The sequence below is a fragment of the Rhizobium esperanzae genome, from assembly GCF_014197615.1.
GTDB lineage: Bacteria > Pseudomonadota > Alphaproteobacteria > Rhizobiales > Rhizobiaceae > Rhizobium > Rhizobium esperanzae_A.
Genome location: NZ_JACIFY010000010.1, coordinates 126,288 through 151,868, shown reverse-complemented (window position 1 = coordinate 151,868; position 25,581 = coordinate 126,288). Strand labels below are relative to the sequence as shown.

24 protein-coding genes are annotated in these 25,581 nt (G+C 61.5%); 6 read left to right on the top strand and 18 right to left on the bottom strand.

Annotated features, from left to right (window positions below):
• Positions 1 to 45: 45 nt before the first annotated feature.
• Positions 46 to 1,419 (bottom strand): PleD family two-component system response regulator, encoded by a 1,374-nt coding sequence (locus GGD57_RS15295; protein WP_184471077.1) that lies wholly within the window; start codon positions 1,417 to 1,419, stop codon positions 46 to 48.
• Between the two features lie 18 nt (positions 1,420 to 1,437).
• Positions 1,438 to 1,809 carry a response regulator gene (locus GGD57_RS15290; protein ID WP_010065708.1) on the bottom strand — a complete coding sequence of 124 codons (372 nt, stop codon included), beginning with the start codon at positions 1,807 to 1,809 and terminating at the stop codon, positions 1,438 to 1,440.
• A gap of 133 nt (positions 1,810 to 1,942) precedes the next feature.
• On the opposite strand from GGD57_RS15290, the gene GGD57_RS15285 reads away from it, so the two are divergent.
• Both GGD57_RS15285 and GGD57_RS15280 read left to right on the top strand, forming a co-directional pair.
• The gene (locus tag GGD57_RS15285; protein WP_085736889.1) at positions 1,943 to 2,251 is read left to right on the top strand and encodes a DUF3572 domain-containing protein; all 309 of its coding nucleotides are present in this window, start codon (positions 1,943 to 1,945) and stop codon (positions 2,249 to 2,251) included.
• Positions 2,252 to 2,253: 2 nt separating this feature from the next.
• The gene (locus GGD57_RS15280) at positions 2,254 to 2,928 is read left to right on the top strand and encodes a hypothetical protein (protein ID WP_184471075.1); all 675 of its coding nucleotides are present in this window, start codon (positions 2,254 to 2,256) and stop codon (positions 2,926 to 2,928) included.
• Here GGD57_RS15280 and GGD57_RS15275 read toward each other — a convergent pair.
• Entirely contained in the window at positions 2,903 to 3,490 is a 588-nt protein-coding gene (locus GGD57_RS15275) for a GNAT family N-acetyltransferase (RefSeq protein WP_184471073.1), read from the bottom strand. The two genes, GGD57_RS15280 and GGD57_RS15275, sit on opposite strands and share 26 nt — an antisense overlap.
• 75 nt (positions 3,491 to 3,565) lie before the next feature.
• Between GGD57_RS15275 and GGD57_RS15270 the strand changes: the two genes are divergently transcribed.
• Together GGD57_RS15270 and GGD57_RS15265 are read left to right on the top strand one after the other, a co-directional pair.
• Positions 3,566 to 4,858 (top strand): DNA polymerase IV, encoded by a 1,293-nt coding sequence (locus GGD57_RS15270; RefSeq protein WP_184471176.1) that lies wholly within the window; start codon positions 3,566 to 3,568, stop codon positions 4,856 to 4,858.
• A 92-nt stretch (positions 4,859 to 4,950) separates the two neighbouring features.
• Positions 4,951 to 6,207, top strand: a complete 1,257-nt coding sequence (locus GGD57_RS15265) for a L,D-transpeptidase family protein (RefSeq protein WP_184471071.1) — start codon at positions 4,951 to 4,953, stop codon at positions 6,205 to 6,207.
• A 20-nt stretch (positions 6,208 to 6,227) separates the two neighbouring features.
• Here the strand turns inward: GGD57_RS15265 and dnaE are convergent, their stop codons facing one another.
• Positions 6,228 to 9,725: a DNA polymerase III subunit alpha gene (gene dnaE, locus GGD57_RS15260; protein ID WP_184471069.1), complete on the bottom strand. Its 3,498-nt coding sequence runs from the start codon at positions 9,723 to 9,725 to the stop codon at positions 6,228 to 6,230.
• Between the two features lie 434 nt (positions 9,726 to 10,159).
• Between dnaE and GGD57_RS15255 the strand changes: the two genes are divergently transcribed.
• On the top strand, positions 10,160 to 10,624 hold the full coding sequence (locus GGD57_RS15255) for a DUF5680 domain-containing protein (RefSeq protein ID WP_184471067.1): 465 nt from the start codon (positions 10,160 to 10,162) through the stop codon (positions 10,622 to 10,624).
• A gap of 81 nt (positions 10,625 to 10,705) precedes the next feature.
• Here GGD57_RS15255 and GGD57_RS15250 read toward each other — a convergent pair whose 3' ends face one another.
• From GGD57_RS15250 to proS, 3 genes are read right to left on the bottom strand one after another with little or no spacing between them, the layout of a single operon-like run.
• The gene (locus GGD57_RS15250; RefSeq protein WP_184471065.1) at positions 10,706 to 11,389 is read right to left on the bottom strand and encodes an ABC transporter ATP-binding protein; all 684 of its coding nucleotides are present in this window, start codon (positions 11,387 to 11,389) and stop codon (positions 10,706 to 10,708) included.
• 14 nt (positions 11,390 to 11,403) lie between these two features.
• Positions 11,404 to 12,708 carry a lipoprotein-releasing ABC transporter permease subunit gene (locus GGD57_RS15245; protein ID WP_184471062.1) on the bottom strand — a complete coding sequence of 435 codons (1,305 nt, stop codon included), beginning with the start codon at positions 12,706 to 12,708 and terminating at the stop codon, positions 11,404 to 11,406.
• A 15-nt stretch (positions 12,709 to 12,723) separates the two neighbouring features.
• On the bottom strand, positions 12,724 to 14,046 hold the full coding sequence (proS, locus tag GGD57_RS15240) for a proline--tRNA ligase (protein ID WP_184471060.1): 1,323 nt from the start codon (positions 14,044 to 14,046) through the stop codon (positions 12,724 to 12,726).
• Here proS and GGD57_RS15235 point away from each other — a divergent pair.
• Positions 14,045 to 14,320, top strand: a complete 276-nt coding sequence (locus GGD57_RS15235) for a hypothetical protein (protein ID WP_184471181.1) — start codon at positions 14,045 to 14,047, stop codon at positions 14,318 to 14,320. The two genes, proS and GGD57_RS15235, sit on opposite strands and share 2 nt — an antisense overlap.
• Positions 14,321 to 14,637: 317 nt before the next feature.
• On the opposite strand, the gene GGD57_RS15230 is transcribed toward GGD57_RS15235, so the two are convergent.
• From GGD57_RS15230 to nuoH, 11 genes are all read right to left on the bottom strand, one after another.
• On the bottom strand, positions 14,638 to 14,913 hold the full coding sequence (locus tag GGD57_RS15230) for a DUF1467 family protein (protein WP_184471058.1): 276 nt from the start codon (positions 14,911 to 14,913) through the stop codon (positions 14,638 to 14,640).
• A 157-nt stretch (positions 14,914 to 15,070) separates the two neighbouring features.
• Positions 15,071 to 15,475, bottom strand: a complete 405-nt coding sequence (mce, locus tag GGD57_RS15225; RefSeq protein WP_184471056.1) for a methylmalonyl-CoA epimerase — start codon at positions 15,473 to 15,475, stop codon at positions 15,071 to 15,073.
• A 2-nt stretch (positions 15,476 to 15,477) separates the two neighbouring features.
• The gene (locus tag GGD57_RS15220) at positions 15,478 to 17,148 is read right to left on the bottom strand and encodes a ribonuclease J (protein ID WP_184471054.1); all 1,671 of its coding nucleotides are present in this window, start codon (positions 17,146 to 17,148) and stop codon (positions 15,478 to 15,480) included.
• Between the two features lie 17 nt (positions 17,149 to 17,165).
• Positions 17,166 to 17,930 carry a biotin--[acetyl-CoA-carboxylase] ligase gene (locus tag GGD57_RS15215; protein ID WP_184471052.1) on the bottom strand — a complete coding sequence of 255 codons (765 nt, stop codon included), beginning with the start codon at positions 17,928 to 17,930 and terminating at the stop codon, positions 17,166 to 17,168.
• On the bottom strand, positions 17,930 to 19,375 hold the full coding sequence (gene nuoN, locus GGD57_RS15210; RefSeq protein ID WP_184471050.1) for an NADH-quinone oxidoreductase subunit NuoN: 1,446 nt from the start codon (positions 19,373 to 19,375) through the stop codon (positions 17,930 to 17,932). Before nuoN ends, GGD57_RS15215 begins: the two co-directional genes overlap by 1 nt.
• A gap of 18 nt (positions 19,376 to 19,393) precedes the next feature.
• On the bottom strand, positions 19,394 to 20,905 hold the full coding sequence (locus GGD57_RS15205) for an NADH-quinone oxidoreductase subunit M (RefSeq protein WP_184471048.1): 1,512 nt from the start codon (positions 20,903 to 20,905) through the stop codon (positions 19,394 to 19,396).
• Positions 20,905 to 22,905, bottom strand: coding sequence for an NADH-quinone oxidoreductase subunit L (gene nuoL, locus GGD57_RS15200; RefSeq protein ID WP_184471046.1), 2,001 nt, complete (start codon positions 22,903 to 22,905; stop codon positions 20,905 to 20,907). Before nuoL ends, GGD57_RS15205 begins: the two co-directional genes overlap by 1 nt.
• Positions 22,906 to 22,912: 7 nt before the next feature.
• Positions 22,913 to 23,221 (bottom strand): NADH-quinone oxidoreductase subunit NuoK, encoded by a 309-nt coding sequence (nuoK, locus tag GGD57_RS15195; RefSeq protein WP_010066755.1) that lies wholly within the window; start codon positions 23,219 to 23,221, stop codon positions 22,913 to 22,915.
• A gap of 22 nt (positions 23,222 to 23,243) precedes the next feature.
• Positions 23,244 to 23,858, bottom strand: a complete 615-nt coding sequence (locus GGD57_RS15190; RefSeq protein WP_184471044.1) for an NADH-quinone oxidoreductase subunit J — start codon at positions 23,856 to 23,858, stop codon at positions 23,244 to 23,246.
• A 141-nt stretch (positions 23,859 to 23,999) separates the two neighbouring features.
• Entirely contained in the window at positions 24,000 to 24,491 is a 492-nt protein-coding gene (gene nuoI / locus GGD57_RS15185) for an NADH-quinone oxidoreductase subunit NuoI (RefSeq protein ID WP_003587270.1), read from the bottom strand.
• A 40-nt stretch (positions 24,492 to 24,531) separates the two neighbouring features.
• On the bottom strand, positions 24,532 to 25,575 hold the full coding sequence (gene nuoH, locus GGD57_RS15180) for an NADH-quinone oxidoreductase subunit NuoH (RefSeq protein WP_085736875.1): 1,044 nt from the start codon (positions 25,573 to 25,575) through the stop codon (positions 24,532 to 24,534).
• Positions 25,576 to 25,581: the final 6 nt, after the last annotated feature.

The window sequence follows — 25,581 nt, the reverse complement described above, 5'->3', positions numbered from 1 at the left end:
GCAGTGGATAACTCGCAAACGGCGACCATGGCCGCAACTGATTCGTCAGGCGGCTGCGGCGACCACGCGGTTGCGGCCGGTATTCTTGGCCTCGTAAAGGGCGAGATCCGCCTGCTTCATCAGCTGGTCCGGCGTCAGCACTGCTGCAATTCGCGAGGCGATGCCGAAGGAGGCGGTGACGTTCAGCGCCTCACCGGCGCGTTTCAGCATGAAGGGCGTGCTTTCCACGGCCGCGCGCAGGCGCTCGGCGACAGTGGCGGCGATCTCCGGCGAGGTGTCGGGCATCACGACGACGAATTCTTCCCCGCCATAGCGGCAGGCGAGGTCGGCGCCACGAATGGTCGAACGGACGCGGTTTGCAAATTCCCGCAGCACTTCGTCACCGCCATCATGGCCAAAAGTGTCGTTCACCTGCTTGAAGCGATCGATATCGGTGATCAGCACCGAAAGCGGCCGGCCCCGCGCCATCGAACGGTTGAACAGCACGTTCAGATGATTGTCGAGATAGCGCCTGTTGTAGAGGCCGGTCAGCGGATCGGTGACGGCAAGCTCGATCGTCTGCTTGACGCTGGCGCGCAGGCGGTCGTTGTAGCGCTTGCGGCGGATCTGCGTCAGGCTGCGGGCAACCAGTTCGTTGGGATCGACCGGGCGGATGATGTAATCGTTGACGCCGAGATCCAGCGCGCGCACGACCATCTCGTCGGCGCCCTGCTCGGTGATGATCAGGATCGGCAGGAAGCGCGTGCGCTCCAGCGAGCGCAGCTGCGAGCAGAGGCGAAGCGGATCGTAATCGTCGAAATTGGCGTTGACGATGACGAGATCGAACGCGCTTTCAGCCGCCTCGAACAGGGCGGCCTGCGGATCGGAGAGGGCTAGCACGTCGGCGACGGGCTTCAGCGCCTTGATGAGACGCTCCTGCGAATTGGCGCGGCCGTCGACGAGCAGCACCTGAGCCGTCTCGTCGGCGCGGCCCTCGCCCGAGCGCGCGAGGTCGTCGATGCCCATCGTATGGGCGGTGTCGGCGCGGATGCGCAGCTCATCGCTCAACGTCTTCAGTCGCAGCAGGCTCTTCACCCGCGAGATCAGCTGCAGATCGTTGACCGGCTTGGTGAGGAAATCGTCGGCGCCGGCCTTCAGGCCGCGCACGCGATCGGCCGGCTGGTCGAGCGCGGTGACCATGACGACCGGAATATGCGCAGTCTTCTGGCTTGATTTCAGCCGCTCGCAGACCTCGAAACCGTCTATGCCAGGCATCATGATGTCGAGCAGGATGAGATCGACCTGGTTGCGCTCGCAGATCGCCAGCGCCGTGTAGCCGTCGGGCGCGGTCAACACGTCGAAATATTCGGCAAGCAGCCGCGCTTCGAGCAGCTTCACGTTGGCCGGAATATCGTCAACCACCAGTATTCGCGCAGTCATAGGTGTCTTTCCGATGCGTCAGGCATCGCCCAGATAGGTCTTGATCGTCTCGATGAATTTCGGAACCGAGATCGGTTTGGAAACATAGGCCTCGCAGCCGCCCTGGCGGATCCGCTCCTCGTCGCCCTTCATCGCGAAAGCCGTGACGGCGATGACGGGAATCACGTGCAGCTCGTCGTCCTCCTTCAGCCATTTCGTGACTTCGAGGCCGGAGACCTCGGGAAGCTGGATATCCATCAGGATGAGGTCGGGGCGATACTTGCGCGCCAGATCGAGCGCCTCCATGCCGTTTCTGGTCTGGATCGTCGTATAGCCGGACGCCTCGATGAGGTCGCGAAAGAGCTTCATGTTGAGCTCGTTATCTTCTACAATCATCACCTGTTTGGGCATGACAAGCTGTCCCTACGTCCGTTCGCGCAGTCGTTCGTCCCATGAGGAAGGCCCATGCGGACGAATAGCTCCGTGAAACCGATAGCGCACGCTAGCGGTATTTGGTTGAAGAAAAGGTAACTTACCCCTCGAAATGCAAAGCAACTTCAAGACTTCGAAACAACAGGCCGCCGACCCGCACGCAACCGCGATCGCCGTGCTCGGCTGGCTTGCCGACGATCCCGATATGTTCGGCCGCTTCCTTGCGCTCACCGGTGTTGCGCCCGGCCAGGTACGCAGCGCCGTCAACGATCCAGGCTTCCTCGCCGGCATGATGGATTTCCTGATGAACCATGAACCGACGGCGATGGCTTTCTGCGCGGCGAGCGGCATAAGCCCGGAGACGGTGACCGCCGCCTGGCGGCATTTCTCTTCGCCCGGCCTCGATTCCGGGGAATATTGACGGTGAGCGGCGGGGAATTCGATATCTCGCATATCCGTCTCGGCGAAAGGCCGCTGATCGTCTGCGATGTCGACGACGTCGTGCTGCAGTTCATCGGCCCCTTCCAGCTTTTCCTCCAAAGCCAGGGGCACGCGTTTCTGCCGCGCTCGTTCAAGCTTCACGGCAACATCGTCTCGCAGGCGGATGGTACGGAGATCGGGGACCAGCAGGTCAGCCGGCTGATCGAGGAATTCTTCGAGGCACAGGAGCTGTGGCAGACGCCACTCGACCGCGTCGTCGAAACCCTCGACCGGCTTTCGCAAGAGGCCGATGTCCTGTTTCTGACGGCCATGCAGCCGCGGTTCCAGGAGCAGCGCCGTCGCCTGCTCGACAGGATGGGCCTGCTGTTTCCACTGCTTGCCAGCGAAGAGCCCAAGGGGCCGATCGTCCACGCCTTGCATGCCAGCCGCTCCCTTCCCGTTGTCTTCATCGACGATATGGCGCGCAATCTGCATTCCGTCAGGGATCATGTCGCCGATTGCCTGCTCATTCACCTGATGCCGAACTCGCCCGTCCATCGTTTCGCACCGGCAGCGGCCGCCGACATCACCCGCGCCACCGACTGGGCGCATGCGGCAGAGCTCATCCAGGCGCATTTTCTGTCCGGCCCGGTCAGTCGCGCAGTTCCAGCCGCATGAGCGGGCGGCCATCCTTGCGCCGTGCCACCGTTTCGAAACCGGCTGCATCGAAGATTGCCGTCGAGCCGATGCAGAGCGTCACGGATTTCGACTGCTTCACATGATCGATCGGACAGGCTTCGAGCCGCCGCGCGCCTTTGCGGCGCGCATAGTCGATCGCCAGGGACAGCAGGCGATGGCTCATTCCCTTGCCGCGCAGTCCGGGCAGCAGGAAGAAGCAGCTGACGGCCCAGATGGAGGGATCATGCGCATCGCCCTCCTCCAGCGGCCGCGAGACGGTGCGCGGCGAATTGAACTGCGGTACGTCGTGGCGCGGCCCGACCTGCACCCAGGCGATCGGCGCTCCGCCGGCATAGCAGAGAATGCCCGGTGGCGGGCCTGCCTTGATCCGATCCCGCATATGCGCCTTGCGCTCGTCGGCCGCCATCCCGGTCCTTATCGCATGCGGCAGGCGCAGCGCCACACACCAGCAATTATAGAAAGCCCCCTGCGGGCCGAACAGGGTTTCGAAGTCGCTCCAGCGTTCTGCCGTCACCGGCTCGAAACGAAGATCGTTATCCAAGGCAAAGCTCCCGCCCTCTCTTGAGACTCGCAAGCTTAAGGCGTAATGTCCCGGCGTTCAATCTTTGTTCTCATGATGACACCCGCGCCCGACAAGACACCCGGCTTCTGTCGCGACTGCCTTGCCGAGCAGAAGGGCGAAGCGCGCCGTTGCATTTCCTGCGGCAGCCCCCGCCTCGTGCGCCATCGCGAACTCTACGCATTGACGCTTGCGCATATCGATTGCGACGCTTTTTACGCGGCTGTGGAAAAACGCGACAATCCGGAACTGGCCGACAAGCCTGTGATCATCGGCGGCGGCAAACGCGGCGTCGTCTCCACCGCCTGCTATATCGCCCGCATTCACGGCGTGCGTTCGGCGATGCCGATGTTCAAGGCGCTGGAGGCATGTCCCCAGGCGATCGTCATCCGCCCCGACATGGAGAAATATGTGCAGGTCGGGCGGCAGGTGCGGGCCTTGATGCAGGAGCTGACGCCGCTGGTGCAGCCGCTGTCAATCGACGAGGCCTTCCTGGAGCTCGGCGGCACAGAGAGGCTGCATCACGATCCGCCGGCGCGTACACTCGCCAAATTCGTCCGCCGCATCGAACGCGAGATCGGCATCACCGTCTCGGTCGGGCTTTCCTATTGCAAATTCCTCGCCAAGGTCGCCTCCGACCTGCAGAAGCCGCGCGGCTTTTCGGTCATCGGCCGTGAGGAAGCGGTCGAGTTCCTGGCGCCGCGTCCCGTCACCACGATCTGGGGCGTCGGCAAGGCGTTCGCAGCGACGCTCGAGGCGGACGGCATCCGCACCATCGGCCAGTTGCAGCAGATGGAAGAAAACGACCTGATGCGCCGCTACGGCAGCATGGGCCAGCGGCTCGCCCGGCTGTCGCGCGGGATCGACGACCGTGAAGTGCATCTCAACGATGCGGCCAAGAGCGTATCGGCCGAGACGACCTTTTTCGACGACATCTCGCGATATGACGAGCTGGTGCCGATCCTGCGAAACCTCTCCGAAAAGGTCTCCTGGCGGCTGAAGAAAAACGATATCGCCGGCCACACCGTGGTCCTGAAGATGAAGACCGCCGACTTCAAGCTGCGCACGCGCAACCGCAAGCTCGAAGACCCGACCCAGCTTGCCGACAAGATCTTCCGCACCGGGCTGGAGCTTCTCGAAAAGGAGACCGACGGCACCAAGTTCCGGCTGCTCGGCATCGGCGTGACCGATCTCGGCGATGCCGCACGCGCCGATCCGCCCGATCTCATCGACCGGCAATCCGGCCGGCGGGCGGCGGCCGAAGCGGCGATGGACAAGCTGCGCGACAAGTTCGGCAAGAACACGGTCGAAACCGGCTACACCTTCGGCAGCGGCAAGCGCGATCACTAAAGCGTGAGCCTGGGCTGCCGCACGGCCTTTAAAATCTTCCTTAAACTTCGTCTCATAATGTACCGGACCAGTATTGCGTATGGTTGGGTATCATGTTCTCGCGTCTTGTCTTCGGCCTCGGCTTGCTGTCGGCCACCGCACTCGTGCATCCTGCTCTCGCCGCGGATGCACGCACGCTGCAGATCATCGTCTCGAAGGACAAGCAGTCGCTTGCGGTCTATGACGGCACCGAGGTCGTCGCGACCTCGAAGGTTTCGACCGGCAAGGACGGGCACACGACGCCGAGCGGCATCTTCTCGGTGCTAGAAAAGCAGAAATACCACGAATCCAACCTCTATTCGGCAGCGCCGATGCCATTCATGCAGAGGTTGACCTGGTCGGGCATTGCGCTGCACGAATCCAATTCCGTGCCGCGTTATCCGGCCTCGCACGGCTGCGTGCGCATGCCGGGCGCATTCGCAAAAATGCTCTACGGGATGACCGAGCCCGGCATCCCCGTGATCATCAGCGACGGCGAAGTGGTGCCGCAGCCGATCGACCATCCGACGCTTTTCCACCCCGAGGCGCCGGCGGCCATGCCGCTGCTTTCGGATGTCGAACTGCGGCCCTCGATGCCCGACAGTGCCGGGATACCGGTGCAGGTGGCGATGAACGATACCGCGGCGATGCCGATGCCGGCCAATCCGTCGATTGCAGCGCCCGAAGCCGAGCCGCCGTCCGAGCCGATCAGCATGCTGATCACCCGCCGCACGCTGCGCGAGACGGTGTTCGACATCCAGGCGCTGCTCAACCAGCTCGGCTTTTCCGCCGGCGATCCGGACGGCTTGCTCGGGCCGTCGACCGTGCAGGCGATCAAGGAATTCAAGACGCTGCGGCCGGCGGAATTTGCCGGCGACAGGAGCCTGGTCTCCGACGCGCTGCTCAAATCTGTCTATGCCGCAACCGGCAAGGGTGAGCCGCCCAACGGCGTCATCATGGTGCGCCGGGCCTTCAAGCCGATCTTCGAAGCCCCGGTGACGATCGCCGATCCAGGCCTGGCACTCGGCACGCATTTCTTCACGCTGCATGCCGTCGACGAAAAGGCCGGCACGGCGGACTGGCTCGGCATCACGCTCGAGAACAATCTCCCCCGCGAGACGATGAAGCGGCTCGGGATCAGCAATCAGGAAAGCTCGATCGTCACAGGCAGGCCGATCGCCCGTTCGCTCAGCCGCATCACCATCCCCGACGACACACGCCGCAGGATCGACGCGCTGATCGCGCCCGGCTCGACCCTGACGATCTCCGATACCGGCCTTGGCCGCGAAACCGGCGAAGGCACGGATTTCATCACCATTACCCGGGGCTGATCACGATCAGCCCGGGTTGATCAGACAAGCTCGACGTCGACGACGCCGGGGGCGGCGCGAAGGGCAGCGGCAATCTCCGGCGTGATGCGGTATTTCTCCGACAGCGCCACTTCCACCTCGCGTTTGCCGTCCTCCTTGATGACGATGAAGGAAACGAGGCCGTCGCCCTTGGCGTTCAGATGGCCGGCGACCATCTTCAGCGGCCCGGAATCTCTGACATAGACGCGCAGCGCCTTCTGCATCTGCAGCGACTTTTCCTCAAGCGACTGGATCGTCTGGATGCGCAGGCCGATGCCTTCCGGCCGCTCCTCCCCCGTCGCCGTCAGCACGAAGGATTTTCCCGACTCCAGAATGTCGCGATACTGGTTCAGCATTTCCGAAAACAGCACCGCTTCGAACTGGCCGGACGAATCCGAAAAGACGATGATGCCCATCTTGTTGCCGGTACGGGTCTTGCGCTCCTGCTTGGAGATCACGGTGCCGGCAAGGCGCGCATTGGCCGCACCCTGTTTGATCGCCTGGGAAAATTCGGCAAAGGTCTGCACCCGCATCTTCTGCAGGATGTTGTTGTAGGAATCGAGCGGATGGGCGGTGAGATAGAAGCCCAGTACCTGGAACTCCTTGAGCAGCCGCTCCGAGGGGAGCCAGGGCGAAAACGGCGGCAGCGAGATTTTTTCGGGCCCCGACGTCAATGTGCTGCCGAAAATATCCGACTGGCCGCTCAGCTTGTTTTCCTGGGCGCGCTGGGCATAACCGAGAATGCGGTCGAGACCGGCGGCGAGCTGGGCGCGGTCCATGTCGAAACAATCGAAGGCGCCGGCAAAGATCAGGCTTTCGAGCACGCGGCGATTGACCTGGCGCGGATCGATGCGCAGGCAGAAATCCTCGATGCCGGCAAACGGCTTGTCGCCACGCACCTCGACAATGTGGTCGACGGCGGATTCGCCCACCCCCTTGAGGGCGGCGAGCGCATAATAGATGCGGTTGTCGCCGGTCTGGAAATGGCGGAAGGAGGTCTGCACCGAGGGTGCGATCACCTCGATGCCCAGGCGCTTGGCATCCTGGCGGAAATCGTTGACCTTTTCGGTGTTGGACATATCGAGCGTCATCGAGGCGGCGAGGAATTCGACCGGATAATGCGCCTTCATATAGGCCGTCTGGTAGGAGACGATGGCGTAGGCGGCCGCATGCGATTTGTTGAAGCCGTAATTGGCGAACTTCGCCAGCAGTTCGAAGATGTTGTCGGCCTGCGGCTTCGAGACGCCGTTCTTGACGGCGCCGACGACGAAGCGTTCGCGCTGCTGGTCCATCTCGGCCTTGATCTTCTTGCCCATGGCGCGGCGCAGAAGGTCGGCTTCCCCTAGCGAATAGCCGGACAGAACCTGGGCGATCTGCATCACCTGTTCCTGATAGACGATAACGCCCTGGGTTTCCTTGAGCAGGTGGTCGATCATCGGATGGATCGATTCCAGCTCCTCGTCGCCGTGCTTGCGGGCATTGTAGGTCGGGATGTTCTCCATCGGGCCCGGGCGATAGAGCGCCACCAGCGCGATGATATCCTCGATGCAGTCCGGCTTCATGCCGATCAGCGCCTTGCGCATGCCGGCGCTTTCCACCTGGAACACGCCGACCGTTTCGCCGCGTGACAGCATCTCGTAGGTGGCTTTGTCGTCGAGCGGAATGGCGGCGAGATCAACCGCGATGCCGCGTTTGGCGACGAAATCGACGGCGACCTTCAGCACCGTCAGTGTCTTCAGGCCGAGGAAGTCGAATTTGACGAGGCCGGCCTGCTCCACCCATTTCATGTTGAACTGGGTGACCGGCATGTCGGAGCGCGGATCGCGATACATCGGCACGAGCTTGGAGAGCGGACGGTCGCCGATGACGATGCCGGCGGCATGGGTCGAGGCATGGCGATAAAGCCCCTCGATCTTCTGGGCGATGTCGAGCAGGCGCGCGACGACCGGTTCCTTCGCTGCCTCTTCCTGCAGCTTCGGCTCCTCCTCGATCGCTTTGGAGAGCGGCGTCGGATTGGCCGGGTTGTTCGGCACGAGTTTGCAGATCTTGTCGACCTGGCCGTAGGGCATCTCCAGCACGCGGCCGACGTCGCGAAGGGCCGCGCGCGCCTGCAGCGAACCGAAGGTGATGATCTGCGCCACCTGCTCGCGGCCATACTTGGCCTGGACGTAGCGGATCACCTCTTCGCGGCGGTCCTGGCAGAAGTCGATGTCGAAGTCCGGCATCGAGACGCGTTCGGGATTGAGGAAGCGCTCGAACAGCAGCGAAAACCGCAGCGGATCGACGTCGGTGATCGTCAAGGCGTAGGCGACCAGCGAGCCTGCGCCCGAACCGCGGCCGGGACCGACAGGAATGTCATGCTGCTTGGCCCATTTGATGAAGTCGGCAACGATCAGGAAGTAGCCGGGAAAACGCATGCGCTCGATGACGCTGAGCTCGAAATCCAGCCGCTCGCGATATTCCTTTTCCTCGTAACCCGGCGACATGCCGAGCGTTGCAAGCCGCATGTCGAGCCCTTCGACCGCCTGGCGGCGCAATTCGCTCGCCTCGGCGCGTTCGGCCTCTTCGGCATCGTCGGTCGCCCCGGTGAAACGCGGCAGGATCGGCTTGCGCGTCTTCAGCACGAAGGAGCAGCGCCTGGCGATCTCGATCGTATTCTCCAGCGCTTCCGGCAGGTCGGCGAAGAGCTTGGCCATCTCCGCCCGGCTCTTCAGATAATGGTCAGGCGTCAGGCGAAAACGACTGTCGTCGGAGACGATGGCGTTGTGGGCGACCGCCATCAGCGCATCATGGGCATCGTAATCGTCGCGGGTCGGGAAGAAGGCCTCATTGGTCGCAACCAGCGGCAGATCATTGGCATAGGCGAGCCCAACGATCTTCTGTTCGTGGCGTTTGTCATAGGTGCCATGCCGCTGCAATTCGACATAGAGCCGGTCGCCGAAGAGACGCTTCAACGTCAGCAGCCGGGCTTCCGCCTGGGCGGTATGACCGTCCCTGATCGCCGCATCGACCGGCCCGGTCAGAGCGCCGGTCAAGGCAATCAGCCCTTCCGTGCCGGCCTCGGCCAGCCAGGAGGCTCTGACATGAATGGCCTGGTTGCTTTCACCGCCGAGATAGGCGCGGCTGACGAGATCGACCAGCCGTTCGTAACCGGCATCCGTGGCAGCGAGAAGAACGATCGACGGCAGCTTGACCAGGGCCTGCTGGCCGCCGCGCTTTTCCGTCTCCAACCCGTCTTCCATGTCGATCGAGACCTGACAGCCGATGATCGGCTGCAGGCCCTCGTCCATCGCCTTCTGGGAAAATTCCAGGGCGATGAACAGGTTGTTGGTGTCGGTAATGGCGATGGCCGGCTGGCTGTCGCCGGTTGCCTTGTAGAGGATCTTCTTCAGCGGCAGGGCGCCCTCGAGAAGCGAATAGGCGGAATGGACCCTCAGGTGGATGAAGCCCGGCGTGCCGCCGGTCGCCTCAGCCGTAGAACCCTTTGCCGTATCCGCCATGACATGCCTTCCCAATTACCCGAATGAATCGGACGTATTGTCGGCATAGAGGGCGATGATGTCCAGACGAAGTCCCTCGCCCGGACCGCATGACAGCCATGCGGTCCCCTGAAAACTTTAGATCGCCATGACGATCAGCGAGAAGCTGGCAACGAACATTGCGATGGAGGTGAATGCTGCGATATCACGGATCATGTCAGTCATTTGGCTCTCCTTTACTCGTTATGTTTTCAATTTGTTCGATGTATGTTCCATTGTCAACAGGAATCTTTTCCTCCTTTCTTGTGTTTGAAGAATCTCGGGAAGCACGTGTCGATTCGCATGGAGCCCGCGCTCGATCTGATGAGCAGCAGCGCAGATTCCGACCTATGTTCTCTTTATGTTCTTTACATGCTGCAGCATATTTGCCAGCATCCGGCCGAGAGGAGAATGACATGCTCGACATTGCGATGCTGAACGAATTCATCGTGGAGGCAAAGGCTGCGACCTATGTCGGCGGCGGCGTGCCGCGCGCGCCCTGCCGGCCGGGTTCCCATGATATCGGTTATGAGAGCGGCGACTGGCGCTATCTCGACAGCTATTTCGGCGGCACCGATTTCGCCGGCCAGGAGGTGGTGTGGTTTGCCGGCGAGCCGGTCTGGGCGATGAACTATTTCGGCTGCGTCATTGCGCCTGATCTCATCAATGGTGGTGCGGCCGGGACAGTGATCAAGGCGGCATTGTCGGCGATGTATCGTGAGGGCCGGTTTCTGGGCGGCATGGAATTCGACCATCCGTTCGGCCGCTACGTCGATAGCAGCGATGGCGGCTGTGACAGCTTCAGCGGCCAGGAATATATCATGGTCGAGGGCCGGAAGGCCTACGTGCTCGACTATCGCGGCGGGCTGGTTATTCCCTGAGTCCGGCGAGCAGGTCGGCGAGATCAGTCCCTCATCCGCCTGCCGGCATCGGTGCAAACCAAACAGCCACGGACCACCGTCTCAAAAATCGACGATCTTGCCGTCCGAAATCGTCACGCGCCGATCCATGCGGCGGGCGAGGTCGTGATTGTGGGTGGCGATGAGGGCGGCGAGGCCGGATTGGCGCACCAGCGCCTCCAGTGCGTCGAAGACGTAAGCTGCCGTTTCCGGGTCGAGATTGCCGGTCGGCTCGTCGGCCAGAAGCAAGCTCGGCGCATTGGCGACAGCGCGGGCGATCGCGACGCGCTGTTGCTCGCCGCCGGAAAGTTCGCCGGGCCGGTGGGCGCCACGATGGCCGATGCGCATGTAATCGAGAAGCTGGCCGGCCCGCTCGCCGGCTTCCTTCCAGGACAGCCCGGCGATCAGCTGCGGCATCATGATGTTTTCGAGCGCCGAAAATTCGGGCAGGAGATGGTGGAACTGATAGACGAAACCGATCTCGCTGCGGCGGATCGCCGTGCGTTTGTCGTCTGAAAGACCGTCGCAGGCATGGCCGTTGATGGTGACCTCACCCCCATCGGGATGTTCCAGGAGACCGGCAATATGCAGCAGGGTCGACTTGCCGGTGCCGGAAGGAGCGACGAGGGCGACGATCTCGCCTCTCGACAGCGAAAAATCCGCACCCTTCAGGATCGGGAGCAGCGTATCGCCCTGCCCGTAATGGCGCTCGACGCCGGTAAGCTTGAGAACGACGTTGCGATTCATGAAGTCGGCATTCCTTATTCGTAGCGCAGGGCCTGCACCGGATCGAGCTTGGAGGCGCGCCAGGCCGGAAAGATGGTCGCGATGAAGGAGAGCGTCAGCGCCATGACCACGATCGAAATGGTTTCGCTGAGCTGCATCTCGGCCGGCAGCTGGCTGAGGAAATAGACCTGCGGATTGAAGATCACGGTGCCGGAGATCCAGGAGAAGAACTGGCGGATGGATTCGATGTTGACGCAGACGAGGACGCCGAGCAAGACACCGGCCAGGGTGCCGACGATCCCGATTGCCGCCCCGGTCATGAAGAAGATGCGCATGATCGCGCCAGCGCTGGCGCCCATGGTGCGCAGGATGGCGATATCGCTGCCCTTGTCCTTCACCAGCATGATCAGGCCTGAGATGATGTTCAGCGCCGCCACCAGCACGATCAGCGTCAGGATCATGAACATGACGTTGCGCTCGACCTGCAGCGCAGAAAAGAAGGTCTGGTTGCGCTGGCGCCAGTCGGTGAGGTTGATCTGACGGCCCGCCGCTTCCACAACCTTGGCTCTGAGATCATTGATATCGTCGGGATGATCGACGAACAGCTCGATCGACTGCACCAGCCCCTCGGCATTGAAATAAAGCTGCGCCTCCTCGAGCGGCATGAAGATGATCGAGGAATCATATTCGGACATGCCGATCTCGAACAGCCCGGAGATCTTGTAGGACTTGACGCGCGGGCTGACGCCCATTGGGGTAATGTCACCATCCGGTGACGTCAGTGTAATCAGGTCGCCGACACGCAGACCAAGCTGCTCGGCCATGCGGGTGCCGATCAACACGCCCTGGCCGGAAGCAAAACCCACCATGTCGCCCGGGTTAATATGCTCAGAAACGGCTTTGAGTTTGGTCAGATCTTCCGCGCGGACACCGCGCACCAGCGCACCGGTGCTGCCGCCAGCCTGGGCGGAAGCGAGCACCTGGCCTTCCACCAGCGGCAGCGCCATCTTGACGCCGGGCACGGCGGCGAGCCTGCTGGCGAGATCCGCATAATCGGTGAAGGGACCATCGGACGGCTGGACGATCATATGGCCGTTGATGCCGAGGATGCGCGAGACGAGCTCGGTGCGGAAGCCGTTCATGACGGCCATGACGATGATCAGCGTCGCCACGCCGAGCATGATGCCGACGAAGGAGAAGCCGGCGATCACCGAGATGAAGGCCTCCTTACGGCGGGCGCGCAGATAGCGCCACGCCACGAGGCGTTCGAAGGTGGAAAATGGCTTGCCAGCCGGACCCAAGCCGGATTTTGAACTCCGGTCCACTGCTGCCTCTGCCATTTCGCCTCCGTTTCCTTAAGCCACGAACCTGTTGATCGCCGCTTCGATGGTCATCGTTTCGCGCGCGCCGGTCTTGCGGTCCTTCACCTCGACTTCGCCGTTTGCGACCGCGCGCGGGCCGGCGATGATCTGGAAAGGCACTCCGATCAGGTCGGCGGTCGCGAATTTCGTGCCGGCCCGGTCGTCGGTATCGTCGTAGAGCACATCCTTGCCGGCCTTGCTCAGCGCGGCATAGATCAGCTCGCACGTATCGTCGCAGGCCTGATCGCCCGCCTTCATGTTGATCACCACGACATCAAAGGGCGCGACCGATGCCGGCCAGATGATTCCGTTCTCATCATGCGATGCTTCGATGATGGCGGGAACAAGGCGTGTCGGGCCGATACCGTAGGAACCCATGTGGACGAAGTGTTCCTTGCCGTCAGGCCCCTGCACTTTCGCGCCCATCGGCTCGGAATATTTCGTGCCGAAATAGAAGATGTGGCCGACCTCGATGCCGCGGGCCGAAAGGCGGTCGCCTTCGGGCACGGCGTTGAAAGCCGCCTCGTCGTGCATTTCCGATGTCGCCGCATAGAGCGAGGTCCACTTGTCGAAGATCGCCTGCAGGCCTTCGACGCTGTCGAAATCGGTGTTTTCGCCGGGGGTATCGAAGCCGACGAAGTCCTTGTGGCAGAAGACTTCGGATTCGCCGGTATCGGCGAGGATGATAAATTCATGGCTGAGATTGCCGCCGATCGGGCCGGTATCGGCGCGCATCGGAATGGCGCGCAGGCCGAGCCGATCGAAGGTTCTGAGGTAGGCGGCGAACATCTTGTTATAGGAATGCTCGGCCCCTTCGCGCGTCAGATCGAAGGAATAGGCATCCTTCATCATGAATTCGCGCGAGCGCATGGTGCCGAAGCGCGGCCGGATCTCGTCGCGGAACTTCAGCTGGATGTGATAGAGATTGAGCGGCAGGTCCTTGTAGGACTTGACGGAGGAGCGGAAAATATCCGTTACCATCTCCTCGTTGGTGGGACCATACAGCATCGGCCGATCCTGACGGTCCTTGATACGCAGCATCTCCTTGCCGTAGGCGTCGTAACGGCCGCTTTCCTGCCAGAGCTCGGCCGATTGCAGGGTCGGCATCGAAAGCTCGATGGCGCCGGCGCGGTTCTGCTCGTCGCGGATAATATTGTTGACCTTGTCGAGAACCTTCTTACCCAACGGCAGCCAGGAATAGATGCCCTGCGACTGCTGCCGGATCATGCCGGCGCGCAGCATCAGCCGGTGGGAGACGATTTCCGCCTCTTTGGGGTTTTCCTTGAGGATGGGCATGAAATAGCGGGACAGACGCATGGCGGATTCCGAGGCGGTTGGATCCCGCAACAGGCGGAATCGAAAGACAATGGTTAATGTCGGGAGCGTTCATAGCCGCTTCGCGGCGGGAAGGAAACCCGCAACTGGTGTCGGCAACCTCCCGCATGCGCATGTTCGCACCCGCAAAATGAAAGGGCGTGAAAAAGCGCGTGTTTATAAGGACTTGAACGAAAATCTTGTCAACAGAAAAAATTTGCTAGAGTGTAGCAAAAATGCAAAAAAAGCTGATGACAAAGCCCAATGTTTGAGCTAGCTTTAGCTCACAAAACAGGCAAGAAGGATAAATTCTTGCCGAATTCGCGGTCAAGTCTTGGGAGGATCAGATCTTAGGCGCGCTCGTCGCAGCCCCGGCAACGGTTACAGATCACGCGATACTTAAAACAAGGCTTTTAGCCTTGTTTTTTTTTGGTTTTTCGGCTCCCGATCCCACTCAAAAACCCACCCGCCTTCCGTTAGGAGATGGGTCTCATTCCGTTAGGTGAGCTCTTTGCCGTAAAAGCATGACATTGGTATGACGGTATACCGTCTGCCGAATTTACATCTGCCCAAAGTTTGAGCAAAAGCCAGCTTTTAATAGAAGCTCGGCCCGAGCTGTGGAAGGGCATCGAAGCCCCAGCCGAAATAGGTGTCGCAGACATACCAGAGGCCGTAAATCACCGCCGAAATCACCGTCGTCAGCGAAAAGACGAAGGCGGCGCGAAACCGGCTGGGTGCGCTCGGAATGGTGCCGAGCACGACATCATTGTCTTCCGCCTGGGTGCGCAACCCGATCGGCAGGACCGCGAAAAGCGTCATCCACCAGATGATGAAGTAGACGGCAAATCCCTGAAGAAAGATTTCGAGCATATGAGTTCCGTTGGTGTCGCACCGACAGGACGCGAAAGACGTTCTGTCATTTTGAGTTGGCGCCCTTATACGGCGGAACCGCGGCCAATTCAAAGCGTACGAAACATTTCACCGTCTTCGGGTCACTCTGCCGCAGCCAGCTAAAGCGGGTCGCGGCTCAAACCTGTTCGAGTTCGATCAGCGTGCCGAAGAAATCCTTCGGGTGCAGAAAGAGCACCGGCTTGCCATGCGCACCGGTCTTCGGTTTGCCGTCGCCGAGCACTCTGGCGCCCGCCTCGACCAGCCGGTCACGAGCGAGAATGATATCCTTCACCTCGTAGCAGATGTGGTGCATGCCGCCGGACGGGTTCTTTTCGAGGAAGGCTGCTATTGGCGAAGCCTGCCCAAGCGGCTCGAGCAATTCGACCTTGGTGTTTTCCAATTCGACGAAGACGACGGTGACGCCGTGCTCCGGCAGAGGCTGCGGCTGCGATACGGAAGCCCCCAGCGTGTCGCGATAGGCGGCCGTCGCCACCGCCAGGTCGGGAACGGCGATGGCGATATGGTTGACCCGGCCGAGCATGGTCAGACCTTGGTGACGAAGGCGGTGACGACGGGCTTCTTGCCCCAGGCGTGGTTGGCGGCCGAACGGATGGCCCGGCGCACGGCCTCCTGCAGCATGTCGAGATCCTTGCGACGGGCGCGCGGAATGCTTTCGATGGCGCTGATCGCCGCGTCGAAAAGCGTATCTTCCATCTCCTCGCCCTCATCGTCATAGACAGGCAGGCCGATAGCAACGAGATCGGGATCGCCGACGATGTCATAACGGGCGTCCAGCACGACGTTGACCGCGACATGGCCGACATAGGAGAGCTTCTTGCGTTCGCCGATGCCCATCTCGTCGAAATCGCCGATCAGCGAGCCGTCCTTGTAGATGCGGCCATGCGGCGCCTCGCCGATCACCTCGACGGGACCGGGCGCCAGCCGCAGGATATCGCCGTTGCGCACCCGTGGCACGATCGCGATGCCGGATTGCTCGGCAAGCTCCTTGTGCGCCGTCAGGTGCGTCGCCTCGCCATGCACGGGAACGACGATCTTCGGCCGCGTCCACTCGTACATCCGCTGCAACTCGTTGCGGCGCGGATGGCCGGAAACGTGGACCAGGGCTTCGGTATCGGTGATGATGTGCACGCCCTGCTCGACGAGGCCGTTCTTGATATCCTGGATCGCCTTCTCGTTGCCGGGGATGGCGCGCGAGGAAAAGACGACGATATCGCCTGCGGCAAACGCCACATTGCGCATCTCGTCGCGGGAGAGCTTGGCAAGGGCTGCGCGTGCCTCGCCCTGACTGCCGGTCAGGATGACGACGACCTTGTCGCGCGGGATATAGCCGTATTCCTCCTCGGCGATGAAGGGCTTCACGCCTTCCATCAGGCCGATGTCCTGAGCGACGTTGACGACGCGCTTCAGCGAACTGCCGAGCAGCAGCACTTCGCGGCCAGCCGCCTCGGCCGCCTCGGCGATGGTGCGGATACGCCCGACATTCGACGAGAAGGTGGTGATCGCCACCCGGCCCTCGGCATCCTCGATGATCTTGCGCAGGCTTTCCGATACATCCTTCTCGGAGGGCGAAACACCGTCGCGCAGCGCATTGGTGGAATCGCACATCAGCGCCAGCACGCCTTCGTCGCCGAGCTGGCGGAACCGCGTCTCGTCGGTCAGCGGCCCGAGCGAGGGCTCATGGTCGATCTTCCAGTCGCCGGTGTGGATAACGTTGCCGGCCGGCGTGCGGATCATCAGCGACATCGGCTCGGGGATCGAATGGTTGACGGCCACACCCTCGATGCTGAAGGGGCCGGCATTGATCGTATCGCCAGCCTTGAACGGCGTCACCGGCACTTCGCCGATCGCCGCCTTCTCGAAATTGCGCTTGGCTTCGAGCAGACCTGCGGTAAAGCCCGAGGCATAGACCGGCACGTTGAGACCCGGCCAGAGATCGGCGAGCGCGCCGTAATGATCTTCATGCGCATGGGTGATGATGATCGCCTTGAGGTTCTTGCGCTCGCTGGCGAGGAAGCGGATATCGGGCAGCACGAGATCGACACCCGGCAGGTCCGGGCCTGGAAAAGTGACGCCGCAATCGACCATGATCCATTGGCGATGTTCGGGCGGGCCGTAGCCATAAAGAGCGAGATTCATGCCGATCTCGCCAACGCCGCCCAGAGGCAGGAATACCAACTCGTCCTGTTTCGCCATAATTTTCGTTTTTTCCGCTATCCAAAAAACACATCACCGGCAGCAATGGGCATCATCCTGCCAGTGCCGGTATCGAGCATCAACAAGCCATTATCATCAATTCCGGCGAATTGGCCGGAAATCGATCGGTCCGGCAAATTCACCGTGATCTTTTCGCCGATGCCGCAGGCGATCGCGCGCCACAGCGCCGTGATCTCGGCGATGCCGCGGCCCTGATCCCATATATCGAGCACTTCGGCCATCTCCGCGAAGAGATGGGCGAAGAGTTCCTCCGCAGAGGCCGTGCTTCCCTGCTGACGCAGGCAGGTGGCAGGGTAGAGCGGATTATCCGGCATCACCGAGACATTGATGCCGATGCCGACGATCAGCGCATAGCGGCCGTCCGCCAGCCTTTCGCCTTCGACGAGGATGCCGCAGGTCTTCTTTCGGCCGATGAGGATATCGTTCGGCCATTTGACCTCGAGCGGCTCGGCGCCCAGCGGCAGCACCCGGCGGATCGCCTGGTGCACGGCAACGGCGATTGCCAGCGGCAGAGAGCCGAGGCGCTCCATCGGCGCCGGGTCGATCAGCAAAAGAGAGGCGTAAAGATTGCCGCGTTCGGAAACCCAGAGCCTGCCGCGGCGGCCGCGGCCGCCGGTCTGTCGTTCGGCAGTCACCCAGAGATTGCCGCCATCGCCTGCCCGGGCCCGGGCAAGGCATTCGTTATTGGTGGACGATGTTTCCGACAGAGCATCGTGCCTGAAATCGCCGAGCGATATCCGGCGCCGTCCGTCGGAAGCCATTAAAACAGCGTCGCGGCGGCAAGCTCTGCCGCACCGCCGATCGGGCCGCCGATGAGGACATAGGCGGTGACGAAGAGGCCGGAGAGACCGAAGACCAGACGCAGCGCGCCGGAAACCCGGGCGAATTCGCCGGTCGCCTCATCGAACCACATCAGCTTGATGACGCGCAGATAGTAGTAGGCGCCGACGACCGAGGCGAGAACGCCGATGATGGCGAGCGCATAGAGCTTGGCTTCGATGGCGGCGACGAAAACGAAGTACTTGGCGAAGAAGCCGGCCAGCGGCGGGATGCCGGCGAGCGAGAACATCAGCGCCGTCAGCACGACGGCCATGAACGGGTTCGTTGTCGAGAGGCCGGCGAGATCGTCGACGTTTTCGACGACGGTGCCGTCCTTGCGGCGCATCGACATGATGATCGCGAAGGTGCCGAGGGTCATGACCATGTAGATGACCATGTAAAGCATGACGCCGGAAACACCGGTCTGGTTGCCGGCGGCAAGGCCGACCAGCGCATAGCCCATGTGGCCGATCGACGAATAGGCCATCAGTCGTTTGATGTTCTTCTGGCCGATGGCGGCGAACGAGCCGAGCAGCATCGAGGCGATCGAGATGAAGACGACGACCTGCTGCCAGTCGGCCAGGACCGGCTGGAAGGCGGTGATGACGATGCGGGTCATCATCGCCATGGCGGCAACCTTGGGGGCGGCGGCCAGGAAGGCGGTGACCGGCGTCGGGGCGCCTTCATAAACATCCGGCGTCCACATGTGGAAGGGAACGGCGGAGATCTTGAAGGCGATGCCGGCGAGGATGAAGACCAGGCCGAAGACGAGGCCGAGCGAACGCGCACCCTCGACCGAAAGCGCCTGGGCGATCTCGGAGAAGTGGGTGTGGCCGGTGAAGCCGTAGACCAGCGACATGCCGTAGAGCAGCATGCCGGAGGACAGCGCACCGAGGACGAAATATTTCAGGCCCGCTTCGGTCGACTTCAGGCTGTCGCGGTTGATCGCGGCGACGACATAGAGCGCCAGCGACTGCAGTTCCAGCGCGAGATAGAGCGAGATCAGGTCGTTGGCCGAGATCATCAGCAGGATGCCGAGGGTCGCCAGCACCAGCAGAACCGGGAACTCGAACTTGTCGAGCTGGTTTTCGCGGGCGTGGCCCATCGTCATGAACAGGGCGACCAGCGAACCGATGAGCGCCACCAACTTCATGAAACGGGAGAAGCCGTCGGCCATATAGACGCCGCCATAGGCAAGGCCTTCTGCAGGCACGAAGAGCAGCCACAGGCCGGAGGCCAGCAGCAGGACGATGGCGAGGCCGGTGACGACAAGGCCCGACCGCTCGCCTGAGAAGACGCCGACCATCAACAGGACAAGGGCGCCGACCGCGAGAATGAGCTCCGGCGCGGAAAGATGCAGACTGAGGAGAATTGTTTCAGCGGTCATGTCCGATAAGTCCCGTCATCAATTCATAGACAGCGCAATATTCTGCGCTGCGTGCACGGCGGCCGTGTAGTTGTTGACCAGCAGATCCACCGAGGCGGCCGTCGCATCGAAGACCGGAGCCGGGTAAACGCCGAAGAAGATGGTCAGTGCGACCAGCGGATAGAGGATCAGCTGTTCACGCGGCGAAAGATCGAGCAGCGCCTTCAGCTTTTCCTTCTCCAGCGCGCCGAAGATCACCCGGCGATAGAGCCAGAGTGCGTAGGCGGCCGAGAGGATGACACCGGTGGCGGCAAAGAGCGCGACCCAGGTATTGACCCGGAAGACACCCATCAGCGTCAGGAATTCGCCGATGAAGCCCGACGTGCCGGGAAGCCCGACATTGGCCATGGTGAAGACCATCATCGCGACGGCATATTTCGGCATGTTGTTGACGAGGCCGCCATAGGCGTTGATCTCGCGGGTGTGGGTGCGGTCGTAGACGACGCCGACGCAGAGGAAGAGCGCGCCGGAGACGATGCCGTGCGACAGCATCTGGAAGATCGACCCCTGAACGCCCTGCATGTTGGCGGCGAAGATGCCCATGGTCACGTAGCCCATGTGCGCCACCGAGGAATAGGCGATCAGCTTCTTGATGTCGTCCTGCATCATCGCCACCAGCGAGGTGTAGATGATGGCGATGACGGACATGGCGAAGACGAGCGGCGCGAAATAATCGGACGCCACAGGGAACATGCCGAGCGAGAAGCGGATGAGGCCGTAGCCGCCGAGCTTCAGGAGCACGCCGGCCAGGATCACCGAGCCTGCCGTCGGCGCCTGAACGTGCGCATCCGGAAGCCAGGTATGAACCGGCCACATCGGCATCTTCACGGCAAACGAGGCGAAGAAGGCAAGCCATAACCAGGTCTGCAGCGCCGGCGGGAACTTGTAGGCCAGCAGCGCGGTGATATCGGTCGTGCCGGCCTGCCAGTACATCGCCATGATGGCGAGCAGCATCAGCACCGAGCCGAGCAGCGTATAGAGGAAGAACTTGTAGCTCGCATAGACGCGGTCCTTGCCGCCCCAGACGCCGATGATCAGGAACATCGGAATGAGGCCCGCCTCGAAGAAGACGTAGAAGAGCACGATATCGAGCGAGACGAAGACGCCGATCATCATCACTTCCAGGATGAGGAAGGCGATCATGTATTCCTTCAGGCGCTTCTCGATCGAGAGCCAGCTGGCCAGCACGCAGAAGGGCATGAGGAAGGTCGTCAGGATGACGAACAGCATGGAGATGCCGTCGACGCCGACGTGGTAGCCGATGCCGGTGCCGAGCCAGTCATGCTTTTCGACCATCTGGAAACCCGGATTGGCATTATCGAAGCCGATCCAGATGACGAGCGAGACGATGAAGGTGAAGACGGTGGTGATCAGCGAGATTCCCAGCACGTTCTTCCGGCCGGTTTCGCTGTCGCCATTCATCAAGAGCAGGAGCACCACGCCGGCGAGCGGCAGGAAGGTGACCGTTGAAAGAATAGGCCAATCGGTCATCAGAAGGAACTCCCGAGCATCATCCAGGTAACAAGCGCCGCAATGCCGATCAGCATGGCGAAGGCATAGTGATAGAGGTAACCGGTCTGCAGGCGGACGACGCGGTCGGTGACGGAGACGACGCGGGCGGCAACGCCGTTCGGGCCGTAGGTGTCGATGACGCCGACGTCACCCTTCTTCCACAGGAAGCGGCCGAGCGCCTTGGCCGTGCGGACGAAGAGGAAGTCGTAGAGTTCGTCGAAATACCACTTGTTGAGCAGGAAGTGGTAGAGCACGCGGTGCTGCTTGGCGAGGACGCGCGGCGTCTGCGGCGAGCGGATATACATGTACCAGGCAGTGACGAAACCGAGCACCATGGCGATGAAGGGGCTCAAGCCCACGAGCGCCGGCACATGGTGGAACTGTTCGACCAGTTCGTTTTCGGCGCCGGTAAAGAGCGCGCCCTTCCAGAACTCAGCATATTCCTCGCCGTAGAAGCGGCCTTCGAACAGGAAGCCGGCCACGACCGCGCCGATGGCGAGGATGTAGAGCGGAACCAGCATGACCTGGGGCGACTCGTGAACGTGATGCATCACCTCGTGCGAAGCGCGCGGCTTGCCGAAGAAGGTCATGAAGATCAGACGCCAGGAATAGAAGCTGGTGAACAGAGCCGCAATGACCAGCAGCGAGAAGGCGAAGCCCGAGACCGGCGAATGCGATGCATAGGTCGCCTCGATGATCACGTCCTTGGAGAAGAAGCCGGCAAAGCCGATCGGCGTGAAGGGAATGCCGACGCCGGTGATCGCCAGCGTACCGATGATCATCATCCAGAACGTTACCTTGATGTGCGGCCGCAGGCCACCCATGTAGCGCATGTCCTGCTCGCCATCGACGGCGTGGATGACCGAGCCGGCGCAGAGGAAGAGCAGCGCCTTGAAGAAGGCATGCGTGAAGAGATGGAAGATCGCCGCGCCATAGGCCCCTACCCCGAGCGCCACGAACATGTAGCCGAGCTGCGAGCAGGTGGAATAGGCGATGACGCGCTTGATGTCGTTCTGCACCAGGCCGACGGTTGCCGCGAAGAAGGCGGTGATCGCGCCGATCACGGTGACGACCGTAAGCGCATCCGGCGACAGTTCGAACAGCGGCGACATGCGGGCAACGAGGAAGACGCCGGCGGTGACCATGGTCGCGGCATGGATGAGGGCCGAGACCGGGGTCGGGCCTTCCATCGCGTCCGGCAGCCAGGTGTGCAGCAGGAACTGCGCCGACTTGCCCATCGCGCCCATGAAGAGCAGCAGGCAGACGCCGGTCAGCGCGTGCGCCTTGTCGAGCTGCATGCCGAAGAGGTTGAGGATCACTTCGCTCGCCTCGCCGCCGCCTTCATGCGGGGCGAAGTTCGAGGCATTGGCGAAGATCGTGTCGAAGTTGATCGCGCCGAACAGCACGAAGACGCCGGCAATGCCGAGCACGAAGCCGAAGTCGCCAACGCGGTTGACGATGAAGGCCTTCATCGCCGCAGCAGTGGCCGACGGCTTCTTGAACCAGAAGCCGATCAAGAGATAGGAGGCGAGACCGACGCCTTCCCAGCCGAAGAACATCTGGGCGAGGTTGTCGGCGGTCACCAGCATCAGCATGGCGAAGGTGAAGAGCGAGAGATAGGCAAAGAAGCGCGGGCGATGCGGATCGGTGTGCATGTAACCGATCGAATAGATATGCACCAGCGTCGAGACCGTGTTGACGACGATCAGCATGACGGATGTGAGCGTATCCACGCGCAGCGACCAGGAGACGTCGATGCCGCCGGACTGGATCCAGCGCAGCACCTCGACCTTGATCGGGCCGCCTTCGACGTGGCCCATGCCGACGTTGAAGAAGACGATCCAGGACAGGATGGCGGCGATGATCATCAGGCCGCTGGTGACATATTCCGAAGCCTTGGCGCCGATGGCGCGGCCGAAAAGGCCGGCGACGATCGCACCGATCAAGGGAAGAAAGACGATAGCCTTATAGAGGAACATGAGCCACTCAGCCCTTCATCATATTGACGTCTTCGACCGCGATCGAGCCGCGGTTGCGGTAGAAGACAACGAGAATTGCAAGACCGATCGCCGCTTCGGCAGCCGCCACCGTCAGAATGAACAGCGCGAAGACCTGGCCGACGATGTCGTTCAGGAAGTGGGAGAAGGCGACCATGTTGATGTTGACGGCAAGCAGGATCAGTTCGACCGACATCAGGATGACGATGACGTTCTTCCGGTTCAGGAAGATGCCGAAGACGCCGAGCGTGAAGAGGATGGCGCTGACCGTCAGGTAGTGGGAAAGTCCGATGACCATGTTCTTTGTTCCTTGACCTGCCTTAGACGCCCTGCCCGGGCTTGACCGAAACCACCTCGACGGCGGTGGCGGGCGTGCGGGCAACCTGCCTCGAGATATTCTGCCGCTTGATATTGGTGCGGTGCCTCAGCGTCAGCACGATCGCGCCGATCATCGCGACCAGCAGCACCAGACCGGCGATCTCGAAGAAATAGACGTAGTTGGTGTAGAGCACGTCGCCGAGGGCGGCGGTATTGGTGCGCTCCGTCAGCGCCGGGATCGGCATGGCGACCGACTTGGCGATCTCAGGCGAGATGACGCTGCCGCCGATGACGACGATCAGCTCGGCCGCCAGGATCACCCCGATCAGCCCGCCGATCGGCGCATATTCGAGAACCCCTGCCCTCAATTCGGTGAAGTCGATGTCGAGCATCATCACCACGAAGAGGAAGAGAACGGCAACGGCTCCGACATAGACGACGAGCAGGATCATTGCCAGGAATTCGGCACCGGCCAGCAGGAAGAGGCCGGCCGCATTGAAGAACACCAGGATCAGGAACAGAACCGAATGAACCGGGTTCTTTGCCCAGATGACCATGAACGCCGACGCTATCGCGATAAAGGCGAAAAGATAGAAAAATAGAGCCTGCAGACCCATGTTGGTGCCTTTTTCATCTTCCCCCGGGCAGCCGGGAGTTTTTCTGCCCGATAGAGCCTTGCGCGGCTGACCGGCAAAGCTCCTGTGCATATTGACCGCGACAGGAGCAGCAGTGCTCCATCGCGGCATTTCAAAACCCAATCAGCGGTACGGCGAATCGATCGCGATGTTGCGGGCGATTTCGCGCTCCCACCGGTCGCCGTTATCGAGAAGGCGCGCCTTGTCGAAATAGAGCTCTTCGCGGGTTTCCGTCGCAAATTCGAAATTCGGGCCTTCGACGATCGCGTCGACCGGGCAGGCTTCCTGGCAGAAGCCGCAATAGATGCACTTCACCATGTCGATGTCGTAGCGCACCGTGCGGCGCGTGCCGTCGTTGCGGCGCGGACCGGCCTCGATGGTGATCGCCTGGGCAGGACAGATCGCCTCGCAGAGCTTGCAGGCGATGCAGCGTTCCTCGCCGTTCGGATAACGGCGTAGCGCGTGCTCGCCGCGGAAGCGCGGGGAGACCGGACCCTTTTCGAAGGGATAGTTGATCGTCGCCTTCTGGCGGAAGAAATAGCGCATCGACAGAAAGAATGCGCCGAAGAATTCCTTGAGGAACAGCGAGCTGATGGAGCTGGACAAGCTTCCCATCTTCAACCTCCAATTTTGCCGGAAACGAGAGCTGGCATCATCATGCCCAACCCATCAGCTTCAGCACGAATGCAACGATGATGACCATGGCGAGCGACAGCGGCAGGAAGACCTTCCAGCCGAGGCGCATGAGCTGGTCGTAGCGGTAGCGCGGGACGAAAGCCTTGACCATCGCGAACATGAAGAACACGAAGCAGGCCTTCAGCATGAACCAGATGATGCCGGGAACCCAGTTGAGGATCCAGATATCGACCGGAGGCAGCCAGCCGCCGAGGAACAGGATCGTCGTCAGCGAGCACATCAGGCAGACGGCCGCATATTCGCCGAGCATGAACATCATGTATGGCGAGGAGCCATATTCGACCATGAAGCCGGCGACGAGTTCCGATTCGGCTTCCGGAAGGTCGAAGGGCGGACGGTTCGTCTCGGCAAGCGCCGAAATGAAGAAGATGATGAACATCGGGAACAGCGACAGCCAGTGCCAGTCGAGGAACGACGCCGGCAGGCCGAGCATGGTGCCGAGGCCGGTATGCTGCGCATTGACGATATCGGTCAGGTTCAGCGAGCCGACGCAGAGAAGCACAGTGACGATGACGAAGCCGATCGAGACTTCATAGGACACCATCTGTGCCGCCGAGCGCAGCGCACCGAGGAACGGATACTTCGAATTCGAAGCCCAGCCGCCCATGATGATGCCGTAGACCTCGAGCGAGGAGATCGCGAAGATATAGAGGATGCCGACATTGATGTTGGCGATCACCCATCCGTCGGCGAGCGGCACCACCGCCCAGGTGGACAGCGCCAGCAGCACGGTCACCAGCGGGGCCAGCAGGAACACTGCCTTGTTGGCGCCGGCCGGAATGATCGGCTCCTTGAAGACGAACTTCAGAAGGTCGGCGAAGGACTGGAACAGGCCGAAGGGGCCGACGACGTTCGGGCCGCGGCGCAGCTGTACGGCCGCCCAGATCTTGCGGTCAGCAAGCAGCACATAGGCGATAAAGACGAGCAGGCAGACCAGAAGCAGCAGCGACTGACCGATCATGATGATCGCCGGCCAGACATAGGTCGAAAAGAAAGAATCCATAGTCCC

Coding starts and splice junctions, on each gene's coding strand:
- GGD57_RS15295 (WP_184471077.1), bottom strand. CDS start 1,419: ATGACTGCGCGAATACTGGTGGTTGACGATATTCCGGCCAACGTGAAG.
- GGD57_RS15290 (WP_010065708.1), bottom strand. CDS start 1,809: ATGCCCAAACAGGTGATGATTGTAGAAGATAACGAGCTCAACATGAAG.
- GGD57_RS15285 (WP_085736889.1), top strand. CDS start 1,943: ATGCAAAGCAACTTCAAGACTTCGAAACAACAGGCCGCCGACCCGCAC.
- GGD57_RS15270 (WP_184471176.1), top strand. CDS start 3,566: ATGACACCCGCGCCCGACAAGACACCCGGCTTCTGTCGCGACTGCCTT.
- GGD57_RS15265 (WP_184471071.1), top strand. CDS start 4,951: ATGTTCTCGCGTCTTGTCTTCGGCCTCGGCTTGCTGTCGGCCACCGCA.
- dnaE (WP_184471069.1), bottom strand. CDS start 9,725: ATGGCGGATACGGCAAAGGGTTCTACGGCTGAGGCGACCGGCGGCACG.
- GGD57_RS15255 (WP_184471067.1), top strand. CDS start 10,160: ATGCTCGACATTGCGATGCTGAACGAATTCATCGTGGAGGCAAAGGCT.
- GGD57_RS15250 (WP_184471065.1), bottom strand. CDS start 11,389: ATGAATCGCAACGTCGTTCTCAAGCTTACCGGCGTCGAGCGCCATTAC.
- GGD57_RS15245 (WP_184471062.1), bottom strand. CDS start 12,708: ATGGCAGAGGCAGCAGTGGACCGGAGTTCAAAATCCGGCTTGGGTCCG.
- GGD57_RS15235 (WP_184471181.1), top strand. CDS start 14,045: ATGGCGGATTCCGAGGCGGTTGGATCCCGCAACAGGCGGAATCGAAAG.
- proS (WP_184471060.1), bottom strand. CDS start 14,046: ATGCGTCTGTCCCGCTATTTCATGCCCATCCTCAAGGAAAACCCCAAA.
- GGD57_RS15230 (WP_184471058.1), bottom strand. CDS start 14,913: ATGCTCGAAATCTTTCTTCAGGGATTTGCCGTCTACTTCATCATCTGG.
- mce (WP_184471056.1), bottom strand. CDS start 15,475: ATGCTCGGCCGGGTCAACCATATCGCCATCGCCGTTCCCGACCTGGCG.
- GGD57_RS15220 (WP_184471054.1), bottom strand. CDS start 17,148: ATGGCGAAACAGGACGAGTTGGTATTCCTGCCTCTGGGCGGCGTTGGC.
- GGD57_RS15215 (WP_184471052.1), bottom strand. CDS start 17,930: ATGGCTTCCGACGGACGGCGCCGGATATCGCTCGGCGATTTCAGGCAC.
- nuoN (WP_184471050.1), bottom strand. CDS start 19,375: ATGACCGCTGAAACAATTCTCCTCAGTCTGCATCTTTCCGCGCCGGAG.
- GGD57_RS15205 (WP_184471048.1), bottom strand. CDS start 20,905: ATGACCGATTGGCCTATTCTTTCAACGGTCACCTTCCTGCCGCTCGCC.
- nuoL (WP_184471046.1), bottom strand. CDS start 22,905: ATGTTCCTCTATAAGGCTATCGTCTTTCTTCCCTTGATCGGTGCGATC.
- nuoK (WP_010066755.1), bottom strand. CDS start 23,221: ATGGTCATCGGACTTTCCCACTACCTGACGGTCAGCGCCATCCTCTTC.
- GGD57_RS15190 (WP_184471044.1), bottom strand. CDS start 23,858: ATGGGTCTGCAGGCTCTATTTTTCTATCTTTTCGCCTTTATCGCGATA.
- nuoI (WP_003587270.1), bottom strand. CDS start 24,491: ATGGGAAGCTTGTCCAGCTCCATCAGCTCGCTGTTCCTCAAGGAATTC.
- nuoH (WP_085736875.1), bottom strand. CDS start 25,575: ATGGATTCTTTCTTTTCGACCTATGTCTGGCCGGCGATCATCATGATC.